This is a genomic window from Mesobacillus sp. QJM3NY_10 (assembly GCF_056173465.1).
This window is the reverse complement of sequence record NZ_CM149675.1, coordinates 375,043-393,398: the sequence shown is the minus strand read 5'-3', so window position 1 is coordinate 393,398 and position 18,356 is coordinate 375,043. Positions and strand designations below refer to the sequence as shown.

Sequence of the window (18,356 nt, the reverse complement as noted above, 5' to 3'; positions counted from 1 at the left end):
ATTGCCATAATCAATTTTTCTGATTTATTCACTTCAAAAAGTGCCGATTATTGAACACAAGTTTAACATCAATCTTCAACTAAACTCCCCACCCCTTTAGTTGAACAACAAAAAAAAGCTGCGACCGCAGCTTAATCTTCATTCAAGCACCATTTGGACAAATACCCTCCTATGGATTCCCACCATATTAATTCTGAGTTGTCCACTTCACGTTTTTATTTAAAGAGTACTCTCTAAATACCAAATGTATTATTACAGGTGATGTTTTCTGATTAATTCAGCATATTGGTTTAAACCACGTTTTTCTAATTCTTTAACAAATACAGGCCATGGAGGGATGTTACTCATATATGGAGTTGGACCGGTTGAAAGCCCTCCTCCTGGACCGGTTGAAAGTCCTCCACTAGGGCCAGTTGATAGTCCCCCACCAGGGCCAGTTGATAGTCCTCCTCCCGGTCCAGTTGATAAACCTCCACCAGGGCCGGTTGATAGTCCTCCTCTAGGACCAGTTGATAGACCCCCACCAGGGCCGGTTGATAGTCCTCCTCCCGGTCCAGTTGATGCTCCACCCCCTGGGCCAGTAGACATTCCACCATTTGGTCCTGTTGACATTCCCCCGCCAGGACCTGTACTTTTATTTCTATTCCACATCTCAGCATTTCTCCTTTCTAGTATTATCTAACTAGAACTCTTAGATTTATATTACCATAAATTTCTATCAACTGTTTTAAAAAGATGCCTTAATCCTCGTTGGATCAAAGCACCCTATAGTTTAAGAATGTATTGAGTCTTTGCCCGAAGGAAAGCTTTCTTTTAAATATTAAGTTAACAAGAACGAAAAATTATAGGGTTGCAAAATCATTCTCATCCGATGATATTACATAATTTTCTCCATGATAACTTAAATAACCACCAAAATTTTGATGAATACAACATGCAATACCAGATATATCAGTTTCTTTTTTCTGAGCTAAAAACATAAGGCTATAATATTTCATGTCAGGATTTTCTATAACAAATCCGTTATTGACAGATCTGCCAATTGCTTCTGGGAAAAATTCAGTTAAGGTATAACCTTCTTTTAATAAAAGATTCAAAGTTTGATTTCCAAGTTCTGATGGAGTCTCAATTATGATTTGGTTTTCTGTTTTTTCAACTTTAATATTGAAATTCATTCGATTATCCACCTCCTTGTTACAAATTTCGATATAATAGAAGGATATTCCTTCCAAATGTCGAACGATTAATAAAAGTAGTATTATGTAATAAAATGTTCGATCAAGAGGACTTTTTATTAAAACCAAAGGGGTATTGTGACTTGTCAAAAGAATCTTATATCGTAATAGGAGCAGTTATTGCAGCTCTGGTATCTATACTTACAACCTTATTGAGTCCACGTTTGGCAAATTGGAAGGATAAAAAAGAGTTTAAAAGAAAGCATAATTATGAACAATTAAAAGAACTTTATCTTTCTCTTTATGGAATTGTTACTCAATCCGAATATGTTAGATATTTTTTTAAAAAATATAGGGGTTTTGAAAACGAGCTAAAAGTTGTTCCCTTTTTTGAAATAACTGGTTCAATAACTAGAAATAAAAACGGAGAAGTATCGGTAGAGGTTATTCAAAGCGCCATTACTGAATTCAATAAAGAAAATATAGTAAATAAGGTGATTTGTAAAAGTGAGTTTGCTTCACAAAGGTTACTCAAATTGGCAGTAGCTTATAGATATGTCCATTCAAACTACCAAAAAAATTTTGACGATAATAATGTTACTACAAGTTTTCAAGAGGAAGAGTTAAAACTCATTTATTTAATTGTTAAAACAATAGTGAAAGAAACTAATGAATTACTCGAAGAATGTAACATGGAGTATGATGGAAAAGAAATTTCATACGGAATAATGAATTATAATGTTTTTGAAGATACCGAAAATTAAACTAGTCATCCATTTTGGGTGCTTTTTCTATTAATAAAGACCTTTAACTTTTATTATTTGCCATTACAGCTCCTTTAGTTCAATAATAAACCGTTTCTGTTAAGTAAGTTGAGATGACTTGTCTAAATCTTCAATGAAAGGGTAATGATTGCTTTTCATTTTAAAAATTTGTTTTGATTTTGGTATTAACTTATTTAATTCCACGGAGAAAGAAACCGGGCACTGTACATCGTATCAGCCACTCAATATTAAAGTATTATTTGAGATTTTTTCTAACTCAGGGGTTACATCAAAGATCACTTCTCCCCTAATAAAAAATTCATTTTCGGAGCAGATATCCTTTTATGTGTACTATTCATCATACTTATCCGGATGAAATAGAGACAGCATAGTTCTCTCTTTAGAGAAACGCTCTCTTTTAATATGTGATTAATCAGAGCGTTTTAGGTCTCAATAAGTTGCTGCATTCTGTCAAAGTGCGGGTGGTCAGGATGATAGATACATTCAGATGATAAATCAGCATATTTCCTGGTGCTGTCCAAACCTTCTTTCATAGTTAACTTCTTTTAATGTATTATAGAGTGCTTGTAAGTCATCCACAATGACTTGCATTAGCTCTTTTTCTCGGATTACAACATGATTAGGACAGAAGGATTGACCGGATCTAATATTGCTGCTGCCACAGTAGCCTGTTTGACTGGCAGTAGAGTACATTGGTGAAGAAATGTTTTTTAGATGCTGTGGTTGTTCTCGAATGGCTTTGAAAATTAGATTTTGCATTGCATTAAAGATTTCTTTTGGAATTATCCCAGCATGTTTTTTTATGACTCGTCCATCAATCTCAATTGTATCAATCACCCGCTGTGTATATTGAATGAGATGTACTTCCATGAAGAGTAATCCAAAATCGATCCATAAGTTGATTGTACTGTTTAAAGTACTATACACTTTTCAAGCCTCCATTTTTACATCAAAAAAGCCAACAAGATAATCTTGAAGGCTTAATAGCTTATTATTATATTATTTTTCTACTCATCTTCGATTGGCACAAATACTCGTTGTTTGTTATTTTCGGTAGGAATATACAGAATTTCTGTTTCTTTATACTGTAGTTTAACGACTTCATCAATAATATTATCAATTCCATCGCTCTCCTTGTTTTGTTTCATACCTTTCTTTACTTTGCTCAAGCTTTTCTTTTCTAACTCAACTTTTTCTTTTGATTTATTAACATCTCTTTTAGCTTTACCCGCAACAAACATCTTGATTCCAATTTCCGGTATAATGCCCCAACCAGTAGAAATATAATTATCAGTTAATTTATCTAATGATTTTTCAAATTTGATATTTTTATCAACCAATTCGTTACTACTCCGCTGCTGTATCATTGAATAGATCTTCTCAACTTCTAATTCATTATTATGATAAAAGCTATTAGTATAATTTTGTTTTAATTGGCTTGTTAGTCCATTAATAATTTCAATTTGACCACCAATCTTCATTCTTGTACCAATCTCAATTAGTTCTGCAAACAGAGATAATTTATTAGCCTCAAAAGCAATCAAAATTGTGTAATTTACATCCGAAAGCTTCTTATCCTCACTTTCTTGTCTTTTTAAACGATATATATATTCTTCATGAATTTCATCTGCAGTTTTTTTATAGTTCCTAATTGCAGATAAATCAGTATTATCAACAAATTCTCTATTTGTAATTTCAGACAAGCCCTTTCTAGCTGCAATCAAACGTCCAATGCTTGTATCATGATGAAATTTTTGAAGGTCTTCTAATTTCGCATCCATATCTGTAATTTGATCATTAATTTCCTTCAAATAATATGTCCCTGAAACAGCTGACATCACTTGCATTCCTGCCGATAGATAAATGGCCGGATTCATCATTGAAGCCCTTAAACCAACTTCAGCAAAACCAGCATGCTCGACTAGACGCCCAGACGCATCTCGCACCATTGTTGATGTAGTTCCATTTGCAAATTTAGACAAATTGGCGGGATTTGCAGTAGCAGTAAACAAGCCATTAGGTGCTTGTTTTGCAATTTGAGCTAAAGTCATTCCTTGATTAGCAACTTGCAATGCCGTTTGTGAAACGTTACCCGTCATTAATGACAAGTCAGATACAAAGACCTCCTTGTATTTTTTCTTTGCTTCCAATTTATCATCAGTTACTTTTTTCAAATAAAGCTCATCGCCTATAGGGTTAGAGACAATAATTTCATTGATTTCATTTGAGTTATTTAACATTTTATCTTTATACATTTAAACTATCTCCTCGGTCTTTTTATTAGATATATTATACACTGAATCAATGAACATTTTATGGAAAAACGCTAATAGCGATACTTCTGCATTTAAGCACCGAAGTTTCAAATCAAGTTTGTGAGATAGACATTTTATTTTTATCAAAAATTTTTTCTATAAATTTTATTTAAGGAGTTAAGTCGAAAATATGATATATTTTAGTTAAATATTGGAATGGAAGGTGATTTATTGAAAAAGTCGCTTACTGAAAAAGAATCAAATATACTGCCGCAAGATAAGGATGGTGGTTATTACGCACTAAAAGGATTCATGTACCAGTTTGATTTAACAATTATGCAAATACTTGAAAACCCTGATAAAGATATCCAATTTGAGAATGTCCAAGATATAGATTCCGAGAATTATGTTATTCAAGTTAAACATAAAGAAACCCAAGATTATAAACCTAGTAAAATAAAAACTCCTTTAATACAACTACTAAATCTTTTCATACAGGACAGGAATAAAAAATATTTCTTATATTGCTATTTCAAGGATATGTCACCCCAAGAAAAGACCTTTTCCATCGATGAATTGAATAATTTGTTAGGTAATAAAAAAGATGACTTTTCTAAAGATATTAAAAATGAGTTTGTTGATTCATTTATTCTAAAATTTACAGATGATTATGAAGCGCAGTTTACCAGCCTACTTATTCAAATAGAACAGGCCTATGAGCTTAATGACAGAAACATGTCCCTTTACTATCATTCGATTTTCCGTTCGGAGATTTTCCGTTTAGTAATTAAAGAAAGAAAATTAAGATTCATTAACAAAGGAATACTTGATAACTTAATTAAGAAGTATCAAGATTTGGTTTTTTATTCTGTATATAATAATTACCTCAGTAAAGAAACATACGAGAAATTCATTAAAAAAGCATTCTTCACTCAAAAAACAATTAATATACCTAACTTTCAAAGACTTATTATTATTGATAATAATCAATCATGGGACATCCCCGGATTACATTCTATTATTCAAAATTTAAGTAAGAAGTTTTATCGAAAAGATAAATCACCGGCTCCTTTCGTTTGTTTTAGAAATATAAATATAAAAACATTAAACTTAATAAAACAAGAAATGATTGATTTAAATTTCCCCTTTAATGATGGAACTTTCTTTAATGGAGATAAATTTAGATTGGATAAGTTAATAAACCCTTTAGACATTAATACAGTAGTAAGGTTTATCGATGAGGATCACTTAGAGGATTTATTCAGAAGTAAAACTATACACGAAACCTACCAATTTTTTATAAATAGCAAGATAGAAGTACCAACCATATACAAGCATATAAAGATTCAATTAACGGATGTTGAACAAATTAATCAAATAATATCATAAGGGAAGGGAGTTCTAGTTATGGTAGTTTTACCTGGAGAAAAAATAGCAAAAGTGGTTTCTGTACTACCCAATAAAATTAAAATTCAAGTTGAAGACATCGAGCGCTTTAAACTTGAAAACGAAAAATTTGCAGTGGGCTCATATCTTAGAGTATCGGATAGTGAAGATTGCGCCTTATTAAGTATTATAGAAAACTTTACAATCGAAAAAGAAGACAAAGGTGATAGTAATTATGTTCTTGAAGCTGTTCCGATTGGTTTTTTAGACAGTGAAGGGAAATTTAGTAGAGGCGGAAATAACATTGCAATACCTCCAACTGATGTTGAGCTTGCAAGAAAAGATGAGATTCAAAAAATTTACAATTCTATTGATGAAAATAAAAAGTTTTGTTTCTCAAAACTGTCACAGGACAAATCAATTAATGTTCCTGTTAATGGAGATAGGTTCTTTAACAAGCATATAGCAGTTGTTGGTTCGACTGGATCTGGTAAATCTCATACAGTTACTAAACTACTTCAAGAAGCAATATCATTGAAAGATAGTGGATATGAAGGTCTAAATAACTCCCATATTGTTTTGTTCGACATTCATTCAGAATATAAAACTGCTTTCCCTAACTCAAACTACATTGATGTTGAAAAGCTGATTTTACCATATTGGTTAATGAATGGAGAAGAACTAGAGGAATTGTTTGTTGAATCTGGAGAGAATCAATCTTATAATCAGACTTCCATACTCAGAAGATTAATCACTAGAAACAAACAGAAACACAATGGTTTTGATGAAAATGTCACTTTTGACACACCTGTTATGTTTTCAATCCATGAAGTGCTAACTTGCATAATTAATTTATCAAAGGAAACACGCCTATCAAAAAAGCCCAACGAAATTTGTTTTGAGAATGAAGAACGTTCTTTTACTAATGATGAGGAAAAATTTGATTTCTACTTTACAAATGAACTTGAATTTAAAGAAACAAAACAAGGTACAATTAATAAAGGTACTTATAATGATGGTACTTTAGAAAAATTCATTTCGAGAATAAGAAATAAAATTTTCGATAAACGACTAAACTTTCTTTTTAGCAGTGAAACATTAACAAGTTCCTTTGAATCCACATTAAGACAACTAATTGGATACACTCCAAAAAAGGAATCAAATATAACATTATTAGACTTAAGTGGTGTTCCATTTGAAGTATTAAGTATTACAGTTTCATTAATATCTAGGATGTTATTTGAGTTCGGATACTTCTATAAAAAAATGTTAGAAGAAAAACAAGATATGCAAGCAACGCCTTTACTTCTTGTTTATGAGGAAGCTCATAAATACGTCCCTAAATTAAAATCAGCAAAATATAATGCATCTAGAATTTCAATTGAAAGGATTGCTAAAGAAGGAAGGAAATATGGGGTAACTGCCATGATTGTTAGTCAAAGACCTTCTGAGATATCAGAAACAATATTTTCACAGTGCAGTAATTTTATTTCTATGAGACTAACTAATCCGGAGGATCAAAACTATGTTAAAAGATTACTACCTGATATTGTCGGACCTTTAACCGAATCATTATCTACTTTAAAAGAAGGAGAAGCAATAATTATTGGTGATTCAATAATAATGCCATCACTTGTAACGATAGACAGATGTAATCCTCAACCTTCTTCGAACGATATCGCTTACCTACAGGAGTGGAAAAAAGAATGGTTTGTTACGGATTTTGAGGGACTTCTTAAAAAATGGGTAAAGTAATTTACTATTTATGCCTGAAAGCTAGATGATTAATACAATTAATAAAACCCTGGTGAATGTTCGTATAGATCAATTAAAAGTGAATTAAGATGGTGGGCCAAAGATATCATTTTGGCCCCTTTTGTTGAAACTCTTCTCTAATAAACTAAGCAGAATGGGTTACCAGCCATAAAAGAACTTAGTTTTAAAATAGTATGAACTTAAATAAGACAACAATTAAATGCTGGATATAATTTTTTTAAACACGTAAAAAATCATTAATACAGCCGTTGCATTCAGCAAAATCCATAAGATAAAGTTTATAATCCTATAGCCTAACTTATTATTTACATCTCCTACATAATCTGCAATACTCCAATTGGAAATAAAGGCTATTGTCAAGGGTAAGCTTAATAATAATGTTAGTCTTAAGTACATGCCTACACCATATCCTGCAATATCTATATCTTTTAATGTAATAAATAAAATAATCGAACCTAAAATTCCTACTATCGTATATTTTCCATTCAAGTCTTATCCCTCCTTCATGCCACTATATGAAGCATAAGGACAAACTATTCCAATTACTCAATCGCTCTCCTTTAAGAACCATTTGAGTTCCAGATAAGGGGAGTCATATACCCTTGAAAGGCACATCCTCCTCTTAATGCTCCTACTTAGCGTACCAACGAAAAAAGACACTCTTAATGAGTGCCCATTCAAAAAACTATGAATTTAGGAAAGTAACTACTTCCTACATATTAGCAGCCTGCAACTTAGCTTGCTCTAATACATCTTCTACAGCTTTTGGTTCTTTGTTAGGTGGGTAATCCCACTTTCGAAGAACTTTTTTGATGTATAACCTCATGCGGGCTTGTGCACTTTCTTTCTTATCCCAATCATGAGATCGATGCTCTTTTACTGTTTTGGCTAAGTCCTTGGCAATATTAAGTAATATCTTATCTTCAAGTAAAACCGTAATATCTGGGTCAGATCCTAAAACATCAAAGAAAGCTTTTTCCTCATAGGATAATCCTAATTGTGTTCCTTCATTAATGGCTTCTTCTAGTTCTTCTTTAAACTTTAGAAGCTCTTCAAATACTTCATAAACGTCTAAATGATCGTTCCTATTGTGATACTTTTCAATTATCTTTTCAAAGCGTTCCGAAAAACTTTTACTAACTATCATATTCTTCTTTTTAACGTCTTTTAGCTTTTCCTTCATCACACGCATTAAAATTGTTGTTGCGATATTTTTTTGGGGGATGGCTCGAAGCTTAGAAATGTTTTCTTCATTTAACAGATCGAAGCTCTCATTTGTTGTAGCTTCTGTTAATACCATAACGCCGTCTTCTAGAATTGCATTTTCTAAGAGTTTAGAGATCCGTTCATTCACTTCTTTTAAATCTGGAGTTCCAGTTTTTGATGATTTCATTATAAAGGAACGAACAGCAATAAAATAAGCAATTTCTTCTTTAATTTCTTTAGTTAATAGCCCTGTACATATTTTATACACGTCTTTTAACTTCTTAGTTTCTGTTAGGAATAGAGTCTTTCTTTTTTCTGTAGCTTGAGCAAACTCAGCACCATCTCTAATTACCTCATAACGTCTTTTATCACTATTGCCGAAGAAGTCTCTATAGTTAAATTTATGGAATTGGTTGCGAAGGACTTCTAGAATATTTAAAGCGATATCCCTTGCTTGTTCATTTTCCTGTACTTTATCTTGGTCACGACTCGTATAAGTCTTTAATGCTTCCATGAGATTTCTCTTTAGACCAATATAATCTACTACAAGTCCGCCAGTCTTTCCTGGATATACACGGTTTACTCGAGCAATTGCCTGCATTAAGTTATGAGCTTTCATTGGCTTATCAACATACATCGTATCTAATGAAGGAACATCAAACCCTGTCAACCACATATCCACAACGATAACAATTTTAAATGGACTATCAACATTTTTAAACTCGATCTCTCGGTCTTTACGGGTCTGTTTATTCCCTACTAATACTGCTAATTCTTCTGGGTCCTGGTTATTTGCTGTCATAACAATTTTAACCTTTTCTTCCCAGTCAGGGCGCTGCTCCATTATTTCTTTATACATTGCAAATGCAGTTTTTCTAGAATATGCCACAATCATTGCCTTACCTTCTACAAGGTCTTTTCGATCCTCGTAGTGATTTATGATATCTGCAACTACTTGTCTTATACGATCCTTGTCACCGATGATTAGTTCCATTCTAGATAGGTGCTTCTGACTTTCTTCAACAACGTAGTCTTCTACACCTTCATTTACTTGCATCCGCCAATATTCTTTATCAATCTCACTCATCTGTGTTTCATCTAATTTGACTTTGGCTAGTCGAGACTCATAATAGATTTTGACTGTCGCACCATCCTGAACAGCTTGCGTCATATCATAGACATCAATAACCTCACCAAATAGACCTGTTGTTGATTTATCAGTGGTCTCTATGGGAGTGCCGGTAAAAGCAATAAATGCTGCATTTGGGATTGCATCTCTTAAATACTTAGCATAACCATATTTTTGCTCGCCTGTTGCTATATCATATTTTGCATCTGTCCCATACTGTGTACGATGGGCCTCATCCACCATAACGATAATATTCTCCCGTTCGGAAAGTAAACCTGTCTCTTCCTCAAACTTCTGAATAGTAGAGAAGATGATTCCACCAGTCTTTCTATTTTCAAGCAATTCCTTAATATGACTGCGACTTTCAGCTTGAAGTGGGGTTTGCCTAATAAAATTTGACGCACCAGAAAAGGTTGAAAACAATTGTCCGTCTAAATCATTCCGATCAGTAATGACAATTATTGTAGGGTTTTTCAGATGCTCATGTCTTACTAAGTTCCCAGTTAAAAAAACCATTGAGTAGCTTTTTCCACTTCCCTGAGTATGCCAAATAACGCCTGCACGTCCATCTGTTTGTGTTGCATTCACCGTAGAAGCTATTGCCTTTCTCATACCATAATACTGATGGTAGGCTGCCATAATCTTCGCTTCATTTGTAAAAAGAATAAAGTTTTTGATTACATCTAACATTCTTTCTTTATTAAAGAGACCATACATCATAGTATCCAAAGGGCGATTTTCAATAATTGCATCTTCTACATTTATTTTTTTCCAAGCAGAAAAACGATCAAGAGGGGCAGTGATTGTACCAGCTTCCGTTTTAACACCGTCACTAATCATTAAAAAGGCATTGTAATAAAATAAAGAAGGTATGTGCACATTCATGTAATTTTTTAACTGCTTAAAAGCATCGTCAGTATTAACTTCCTCACGAGATGCACTTTTTAATTCAATAACAACTAGGGGCATGCCATTCACATAGACAACAACATCAGGTATTTTCCTAGCACCTTTTTCTATAACCTCTAGCTGATTAACTACAAGAAAATCATTATTCTCCGGTGTGCTCCAATCTACTAGAGAAACACGATGATATATAGTTTCGCCATCAATAAACTCAGTTACTTCTACGGTTTCTGATAAATATTTTGAAAACACCTTGTTGTTAGTGAACACATCATTTGTATCAAACGTTCTTATTTTACGAATAGCCTCTCGAATCACATCTATCGAGAGGCCCTTGTTTAATTTCATTAAGCTAGTTTCTAAGCGATCATATAATAACACTTCTTTTATATCTCTAGACAGCCTACTGCCATGGAGGTATTCATATCCGAGCTCTTGAAAATATTCCAAAACAACATTTTCTAGTTGCTCTTCAGTAAACATTCCTCAACCTCCTTTTTCTCTTCAGGCATGCGTATTTTACCCGATATTAACTTAGGAAGAAGCTTATCCCTTAATTGTTGCAAACTAGTTGATTCATCATCATTTTTTTTCATTTTTAAAAATAAACTCTCACATAAAGTATTAAATCTTTCTAGTGATTGTATATCTGGACAACAAATCTTATATTTTTTCACAATTTTAGCATCGACTCTTTGTCTACCTGTTGACCCATTCATATTTTTTATTGCGTAATTTCTAAAATCACTATTTCTAGCTAGACAATATAAGAAATAGCTGTTTAAATATGCAGGTCTCATGATAATATATTCAGTAGAACCAAAGCCTACTTGCTCTTCCTCAAGAAAATCCACGATAGAAGTCTTCCCATTCTCTAAACTTGGGGTAATTCGAGCAAACAATATATCCCCATTTCGAAATTTTGTACCTCCAGAAAACGGCTTAATTTCATAATTTGTAATTCTTGCTGAATTAACTGGTAAACTTGCCATTTCCACATAGATAGCATGATCACCTTTTTTTAAAGTCTCTTTAGGATTTATAAGGGCTACATCACCTAACTCCTTTAATTCCCACCCTTGAGGCAATCGGCCCATTTCACTTTCCTTTAATTTGCCACCACTTGATTTGTATGGTAACCCTCCTTCATTTGGAAACTCAAAATGGAGAAACCAACGTGTAAAAATTGATTGTGCTAAATCCTCCATAGTTTTGTTAGTTTTTTTATTAAGTTCAATTTTGCTATCAATTGTTTTTAGTAGAGAAACAATTCTTCTTTGTTCTTCCTTACTCGGAACTTCAATTTCGATATCTTCTATGATTTCTCTTTTTGCAATATTAACTTGAACACTTCCAGAAGACCGGCTAATTATGGAATTGTATCCTCGAGACGATGTAAAGAAATATAGCAAGAATTCAGGAAGAATTTTAGAAGTGTCTGGTCTTAATATTAATAGAGCTTGACTTATAATCCCCATTGGATCATCTTCTTTAATTAAAGTAACCCTTCCTACAGTACCAGAACAACTTATCAATAAGTCATTAGGTCTTACCGTAAACCTCTTTAACTCTTCATGTTTATTTTCATCTATAAAATACCTAAAGTTTCTATGATTATTTATCGCATTTTGTTGCTCGTATACAGGGATACCATGCGTTTTCAATTCATTCCTCTTTAAAGCTGAACCGAAAGGCCCTCTAATATAGCCTTTATCTTGAAGAAGTTCCTTAAGCTTATAATTCATAGCCAATCTCCTCCAACTTCTTTCGAACCTCTTCCTCTAAAGACCTCGATTCCTCAAATTGTTGTGCAAGCATTGTTGTTAATCGATCCATTTTTTCCTCAAATAATTCCTCTTCCTCTTCTTCTTCATCAATCCCTACATAACGTCCTGGGGTTAGAATATAATCATATTTTTTTATATCTTCAATTGTAGCTTCTATGCAAAAACCTTGTATATTATTATAATTTTTTAAGTCTTGCCATTTCGTAAAAGTGTCGACAATGTTTCTAATATCATTTTCAGTGAGTTCACGTAATCTTCGACTAACCATTTCGCCATGTTTTCTTGCATCAATAAATAATGTTTTACCTTTATTTTTCTTGTTACGATTTAAAACCCAAACACAAACAGGGATACCGGTTGTATAAAAAAGCTTATCTGGTAAAGCAATAATTGCCTCTACTAAGTCTGAGGTTATAATATTTTTACGAATTTCTCCCTCATTAGATTGATTGGATGACAAAGAACCATTCGCTAATACAATAGCCGCCTTCCCATTTTGCCCCAATTTATCAATCATGTGCTCAAGCCATGCATAATTTGCATTTCCTGGTGGAGGCGTACCAAATTTCCATCGGGGGTCATTAGTTAATTGTGGTTGCCCCCAGTCACTATCATTAAATGGTGGATTTGCTAAAACGAAATCTGCTTTTAACGTCTTGTGTAAATCATTATGAAATGTATCTGCATTTTTAGCCCCTAAATTACTTTCAATGCCTCGAATAGCTAGGTTCATTTTCGCTAATTTCCAAGTTGTAGGATTTGATTCTTGCCCATATATCGAAATATCAAATTTGTTACCACTATGTTCTTCTACGAACTTTAATGATTGGACAAACATACCACCACTGCCACAGGCTGGATCATAAACATATCCCTTATATGGCTGAATCATTTCTACCATTAACTTAACAACACTTTTAGGTGTATAAAACTCACCGCCACCTTTTCCTTCATTAGCTGCAAACTTACCAAGAAAATATTCATAAACGCGTCCAAGCACATCTTTTTCTCTTGCCTCAGCGCCACCAACGTTCATATTAGTGAACAAGTCAATGATTTCTCCCAGGATTCTCTTATCTAATTCAGGGCGTGCGTAACTCTTTGGTAGTACGCCTTTTAATGTGGGGTTTTCCTTTTCAACTTCATCTAGAGCAGTATCTACTACTTTACCAATTTCAGGTGTTTTTGCATGTTCAGCAATATGAGACCAGCGAGCATTCGTAGGTACCCAAAATACTCCATCTGCCATATATGCGTCACGGTCTTCTGCAAAGTCAGGATCAATATTCATTAACTCCTGCCATTTTTCTTGAAATGAATCAGACACATATTTTAAGAAAATCAGACCTAAGACAACGTGTTTATATTCACCAGAATCCATGTTATTTCGTAATTTATCAGCCGCTGCCCATAACTTTTCTTCAAATCCAATAACAGCCATTTTATATCCCCTTTAATTGATGAATTTTACATTTTATTTACAAACCTATTATATCAAAAAACTTGTATAGATTTCTTTGTATCGTTTATTTTCAAGATGATTCCTATAACACTTCCATTAAAAGACCTTTTCTAGACTATTCAACTACAACTAAATGTTTTTGAAATTTTTCTGTATTTATAATTGCCTTTTAAAATAACCTGATATATATTGGACTTAATTAAATAATTAAAAAGTAACTAAAAGCGAAGCACGCTAGGTTACATGCTGTTATCAATCTATTAATCATAGGGCGATAACCATGTTTCCTGGCGTGCTTTTTTGTTTTTCTTTACTGGGAAGGAGGATCTGTGTCCACAAACAAACCTATACCTGAGTGGTTTAAAAGTTTACACAACAAACAAAACAAGTTTGTGTCTAAGGAAGTCTTAGCTTATTTTGAACAGCATTATCTTACATCAACAAATATGGAGGAGAAAAATGAAGAACTATAAGCAATCAGATATTCCAGGTATGCAAACTAGAGTGGTCATTAAACTAATTCCTGGTCGGATCAATCCTGATGATTCAGTCCAGTTAGATCTACCCCTATCCCACGAGGCAAAGAAAAGAGTATAAAGTACAAACCTTCTGTCAATCTTTTGTAATAAAAAGGATTGGCAGGAGGCACGTATGGAGAAAAAGTTTTCTATTGGAAAGGTGTCATTTAGTCAAGAAATGCCTGAGGAGTCAGAGCTTTGGCTTGAGCGATTGGTGGAGCGTATTATATTAAAAGAACTTGATCTAGACGCTTCAACCGAAGCAAAGTTAATAAGTTATTCAGATGAAAAGTTTAGGAGGTCAAAATGATGAATAACAAGAAAACAGCCGTATATTCACGAACAAGTTCTATTAATACAAGTTTCGATATTCAACTTGAAGCTGCGAAACCCCACCTAGAGGGAATCCCTGAGGAGGATATTCTGTACTTCAAAGATATTAATGTTCAGAATTCTTCAAAACGAGAAGGTTTTGATAAGTTACTTGATTTAATAGCCCAGGATCAAATTGATACGTTAATTGTCTATAGTATGGATCGTTTAACAAGAAAACAAAATGAAATCTTAGGAATATTCGAACTGGTTCAAACTCATAAAGTTAATGTTATTTTCACAGCAGATGGTCATTTCCCCCTTAAACAGGATTTACAAAGGGACAGTAGTTCAGGAGTTCTAATTGCTCTTTTGGCAGAAATCGAAAAAGAGTATATTTCTAAGCGGTTAGAAGCTGCCATAAGGATTAAAAAATCTCTTAAGAAGATTAATAATGTTAACAGTTAAAAAGAAAGTAGTCGTATACGCTAGGGTTAGTTCCGATCAACAGAGTTTAGACATGCAACTTGAAGCAGCAAAACCTTATCGAAAGAAATATCATCCAGATGAAATCCTTATCTTAAGTGATGATGGTGTTTCAGCGATGAAAAATAAAATTGAAGAACGTCCTGCTCTACAAGAATTGCTAAATCTAATTAGAAATGATCTAGTGGATGCCATAATAGTTTATCAACGCGATCGTTTAGCAAGAGAATTCTATGAGTATTTAGAAATCATCTTATTAATTTATGCTCATAAAGTGAAAGTTATCTTCACTGCAACCGGTCACCTTCCTTTTAATCATGATATAGAAAGTGGCATCCATTCTGAAGGCTTATTCGGTATGATGAGCCAGATTGAAGGAATGAGTATCACTAACCGTACAAGAGATGCTTTTGAAAAAGCTCCTCATAGTATTTTTGGATATATAGTGGAAAAGAGCGCAAGTAAGAAAGTCTACACTATTAATCCAGAATATAAAGATGTTATTCGAAATTTATATACCGACTGCTTATCAGTAAAAAACGGAAGAGAGTTTATAGAGCTATTGTTGAAATACAAAAAACAAATAGGAAGAAAAGACTCCGATGTGTTTAACATATTAGTGAGGCCTTTCTATGCTGGATATGTTCGAGTACACGGAGAGTACGAACGTTTGGATTATGTACCTCCAATAGTTTCTTTTGAGATTTTTAAAGATGTACATGAGCACTTGCAAAAGTTAGTCCCAAACTTAAATCTTAATACCTTAAGAGGCAGTGATATGCCTTTGATTACTCCCAAGTGCCATATTTGCCATCAACCCTTATCAAAGAGCAATTCTTTAGGCAATAGTTTAAAGTGCAAGAAGCACAAGAAAATATTTATCTCAATAGAAGATCTGAACTCATTAATTAAGGATGTTGTTACTGATGCATTTAATAGAACTAATTTTGATCAACTTGAAAAACGGGCATTAGCACTTTTACAAAAAAGTCATGCCAATCTTAAAGTTGAAAAAGGAAACCTTCAAGCAAGATTCGAACAATTTCAATGGGAATTATTCACTGAAGTGAATTTCGCTAAAGATGAAAAGAAAGCTAACCACTACTTAGCTTCTTTAAACTCATTACAAAATGAATATCAAGTGCTTTCTGAAAAAGAGGCAGTAATTAAGCAGCGTATATCAGAAGCCAAGTTTTTAGTTCAACTTGTAGCTGAAAAGTTAGAATCAGAGATGAGCCAATATCAAGACTTACTTATAAGAACCTTTATAAAAGAAGTGATGGTACATGATGGTTATGTAGACTTTGAAATATACTACTCTGAATTTTATGGTCATGAAACGGGGTGATAGTTATTAACATAGAAAAAAAAGCTATTGGATATTGCCGACGTTCTAGCCGCAAGCAGAAAGGAAATCAATCAATTGAATTCCAGAAGCAACAAATAGAGATGCATGCAAACCGAATGGGATATATCATCGTTGATTGGTTTATAGATGATGCTGTAAGTGCCTATCGAAACCCTGCGAGTAAGAGAGATGGACTCAAGAGATTATTTGAATCAGTTCTAAATGATAAGGCTAATGCAGTGTTTTTCTACGATGAATCAAGAATTGATCGGTCTATCGTTAGCTTTGTAAATGAGATATACAAACCATTAATGCACGCTAAACCAAATATTAAATTCTACTCGTCTTCAACAAATAATGAGTGGGATCCGTATCAAATCGACATTCAATTCAAGTTGTTAAACGCTTCTTATGAATCATTATCAAAATCTCAAAGAACCAAAGATAAACAAAAATCATTAATGAATAACAATAAACGTCCAGGTAGCAGAACACCATTTGGACTAAAAAAGATACCAGCTTCAAAAGATACCGATGAAAAATTTATTGAAGATGAAAATGCCCCTATCGTGCGATTAATTTATTATTTATATATGTGGGGTTATAGCATTGAGTATATAACCAAAATTCTCGACAAGAGTAAAGTACCCGCTCCTGGCGGGGGGAAAGATTGGCACAAGAATACAGTTGAGGCGATACTTAAACGCCCGATTTATATTGGGGACAATGTATGGGGTATAAGCAGTGAGTTGCCTAACAGCTTATTAAGGAACCCATCTGTGTACTCTCCAATAATTAATTGGGAGTTACATGAGCTTGTTAAACAAGCAAAGGACTTGGAAAAGAAATTCGGACAATTTAGCACACCCTATACTTTTCGCTCGATAACACACTGCATGAAGTGCGAAGAAGTATTAAAGACAAGAGACTCTACACCAGGTAAAGGAAAACGTAAATATAAGAACTACTATTGCCCTAATTGCAAACAAAAGGCGGATTTAAACGACGTCCACTCTGCAATTAATGACTGTTTTTCAAAACAATGGTCCACAGCATTGAGCCAAATGGAGCGCTTAGGCTTAATTAGGCTTAAGGAAATGAAGAAGGTGTTGGAAAAGGAACTCGATTCGCTAAAAACGAAAGAAGAGTTGCTTAAATATAATGAGACAATGATTCCATCTTTAGATCTTGCATCTTCGATTGAAAAACACTATGAACAGGTAAAAAAGAAACTAAATGACAAACGGAAAGAAATAGTTTCCACATTAGAGCAAGTTTCGAATTTACTTAACCACGAAGGATCCTTACGTTTAACATTACACTTGTCTCTCTCAAGCTCATTTGAAAATTTGTCGGATGTCGAGAGAAGAATGATCGCCTTAACTTTTATTGAGAAGATCAGCATTAACCTGGAACAAGAGAAAATTAATATCGATTTTAGGTTACATCCATTCATTCAATTAGAAAGTAAAGTAGGTTACCTTACCGAAAATAATGATGTAAAGATGGATGCCTAACCGAATAAGCTTTTTGTTCTCTTGAAAAACTAAATTCTAAATTGAGGGAAAGCCTATGGTATCATGAGTTTTCCCTCGATATTTTTCGGCAAGCTGCACTATTAGGGATCCCTAATAGTGTGTCTTACCGAAACCTAGTTTTATAACATGGGCAAAAAACCGAATATATTAGTTGTTAGTTCAGTTATGCGAAGCACGCAAAACCCTATCAGGGATTTTTGCGTGCTTTTTTTATTTAACTAAATGGGCTAATGGGTGTCCTTTTCTTAGATTCACTTTAAAGCATTCCTAGAAGAAAGTAACATTAG

Annotated in this window: 16 protein-coding genes; 8 read left to right on the top strand and 8 right to left on the bottom strand. The window is 33.5% G+C overall.

Annotated features, from left to right (window positions below; genetic code table 11):
- Positions 1 to 252: 252 nt before the first annotated feature.
- Both AC0VX7_RS01990 and AC0VX7_RS01985 read right to left on the bottom strand, forming a co-directional pair.
- A complete protein-coding gene (locus AC0VX7_RS01990; protein WP_475426423.1) occupies positions 253 to 651 on the bottom strand; it encodes a hypothetical protein in 399 nt (132 codons plus the stop codon).
- A 191-nt stretch (positions 652 to 842) separates the two neighbouring features.
- On the bottom strand, positions 843 to 1,175 hold the full coding sequence (locus tag AC0VX7_RS01985; protein WP_475426422.1) for a PH domain-containing protein: 333 nt from the start codon (positions 1,173 to 1,175) through the stop codon (positions 843 to 845).
- A gap of 143 nt (positions 1,176 to 1,318) precedes the next feature.
- Between AC0VX7_RS01985 and AC0VX7_RS01980 the strand changes: the two genes are divergently transcribed.
- The gene (locus tag AC0VX7_RS01980; RefSeq protein ID WP_475426421.1) at positions 1,319 to 1,939 is read left to right on the top strand and encodes a hypothetical protein; all 621 of its coding nucleotides are present in this window, start codon (positions 1,319 to 1,321) and stop codon (positions 1,937 to 1,939) included.
- A gap of 516 nt (positions 1,940 to 2,455) precedes the next feature.
- On the opposite strand, the gene AC0VX7_RS01975 is transcribed toward AC0VX7_RS01980, so the two are convergent.
- Together AC0VX7_RS01975 and AC0VX7_RS01970 are read right to left on the bottom strand one after the other, a co-directional pair.
- Entirely contained in the window at positions 2,456 to 2,887 is a 432-nt protein-coding gene (locus AC0VX7_RS01975; protein WP_475426420.1) for a hypothetical protein, read from the bottom strand.
- Positions 2,888 to 2,967: 80 nt separating this feature from the next.
- The gene (locus AC0VX7_RS01970; RefSeq protein WP_475426419.1) at positions 2,968 to 4,215 is read right to left on the bottom strand and encodes a hypothetical protein; all 1,248 of its coding nucleotides are present in this window, start codon (positions 4,213 to 4,215) and stop codon (positions 2,968 to 2,970) included.
- 231 nt (positions 4,216 to 4,446) lie between these two features.
- Between AC0VX7_RS01970 and AC0VX7_RS01965 the strand changes: the two genes are divergently transcribed.
- Positions 4,447 to 5,604: a hypothetical protein gene (locus AC0VX7_RS01965; protein WP_475426418.1), complete on the top strand. Its 1,158-nt coding sequence runs from the start codon at positions 4,447 to 4,449 to the stop codon at positions 5,602 to 5,604.
- An 18-nt stretch (positions 5,605 to 5,622) separates the two neighbouring features.
- Positions 5,623 to 7,356: an anti-phage-associated helicase HerA gene (gene herA, locus AC0VX7_RS01960; protein WP_475426417.1), complete on the top strand. Its 1,734-nt coding sequence runs from the start codon at positions 5,623 to 5,625 to the stop codon at positions 7,354 to 7,356.
- Positions 7,357 to 7,572: 216 nt separating this feature from the next.
- Here herA and AC0VX7_RS01955 read toward each other — a convergent pair whose 3' ends face one another.
- The 4 genes from AC0VX7_RS01955 to AC0VX7_RS01940 all read right to left on the bottom strand — a co-directional run bounded on the left by AC0VX7_RS01955 (position 7,573) and on the right by AC0VX7_RS01940 (position 13,846).
- On the bottom strand, positions 7,573 to 7,866 hold the full coding sequence (locus tag AC0VX7_RS01955) for a hypothetical protein (protein ID WP_475426416.1): 294 nt from the start codon (positions 7,864 to 7,866) through the stop codon (positions 7,573 to 7,575).
- A gap of 223 nt (positions 7,867 to 8,089) precedes the next feature.
- Complete coding sequence (locus AC0VX7_RS01950; protein ID WP_475426415.1) at positions 8,090 to 11,101, bottom strand: type I restriction endonuclease subunit R; 3,012 nt, start codon at positions 11,099 to 11,101, stop codon at positions 8,090 to 8,092.
- Positions 11,080 to 12,363 (bottom strand): restriction endonuclease subunit S, encoded by a 1,284-nt coding sequence (locus AC0VX7_RS01945; RefSeq protein WP_475426414.1) that lies wholly within the window; start codon positions 12,361 to 12,363, stop codon positions 11,080 to 11,082. The genes AC0VX7_RS01950 and AC0VX7_RS01945 overlap by 22 nt, the downstream gene beginning before the upstream one ends.
- Positions 12,353 to 13,846: a class I SAM-dependent DNA methyltransferase gene (locus AC0VX7_RS01940; protein ID WP_475426413.1), complete on the bottom strand. Its 1,494-nt coding sequence runs from the start codon at positions 13,844 to 13,846 to the stop codon at positions 12,353 to 12,355. The genes AC0VX7_RS01945 and AC0VX7_RS01940 overlap by 11 nt, the downstream gene beginning before the upstream one ends.
- A 480-nt stretch (positions 13,847 to 14,326) precedes the next feature.
- Here AC0VX7_RS01940 and AC0VX7_RS01935 point away from each other — a divergent pair, with 480 nt between their 5' ends.
- From AC0VX7_RS01935 to AC0VX7_RS01915, 5 genes are read left to right on the top strand one after another with little or no spacing between them, the layout of a single operon-like run.
- Positions 14,327 to 14,464: a hypothetical protein gene (locus AC0VX7_RS01935; protein WP_475426412.1), complete on the top strand. Its 138-nt coding sequence runs from the start codon at positions 14,327 to 14,329 to the stop codon at positions 14,462 to 14,464.
- A gap of 54 nt (positions 14,465 to 14,518) precedes the next feature.
- Positions 14,519 to 14,695 carry a hypothetical protein gene (locus AC0VX7_RS01930; RefSeq protein ID WP_475426411.1) on the top strand — a complete coding sequence of 59 codons (177 nt, stop codon included), beginning with the start codon at positions 14,519 to 14,521 and terminating at the stop codon, positions 14,693 to 14,695.
- Positions 14,692 to 15,165: a recombinase family protein gene (locus tag AC0VX7_RS01925; protein WP_475426410.1), complete on the top strand. Its 474-nt coding sequence runs from the start codon at positions 14,692 to 14,694 to the stop codon at positions 15,163 to 15,165. Before AC0VX7_RS01930 ends, AC0VX7_RS01925 begins: the two co-directional genes overlap by 4 nt.
- Positions 15,152 to 16,531 carry a recombinase family protein gene (locus AC0VX7_RS01920; protein ID WP_475426409.1) on the top strand — a complete coding sequence of 460 codons (1,380 nt, stop codon included), beginning with the start codon at positions 15,152 to 15,154 and terminating at the stop codon, positions 16,529 to 16,531. Before AC0VX7_RS01925 ends, AC0VX7_RS01920 begins: the two co-directional genes overlap by 14 nt.
- The gene (locus AC0VX7_RS01915; RefSeq protein WP_475426408.1) at positions 16,528 to 18,048 is read left to right on the top strand and encodes a recombinase family protein; all 1,521 of its coding nucleotides are present in this window, start codon (positions 16,528 to 16,530) and stop codon (positions 18,046 to 18,048) included. The genes AC0VX7_RS01920 and AC0VX7_RS01915 overlap by 4 nt, the downstream gene beginning before the upstream one ends.
- Positions 18,049 to 18,356 lie beyond the last annotated feature (308 nt).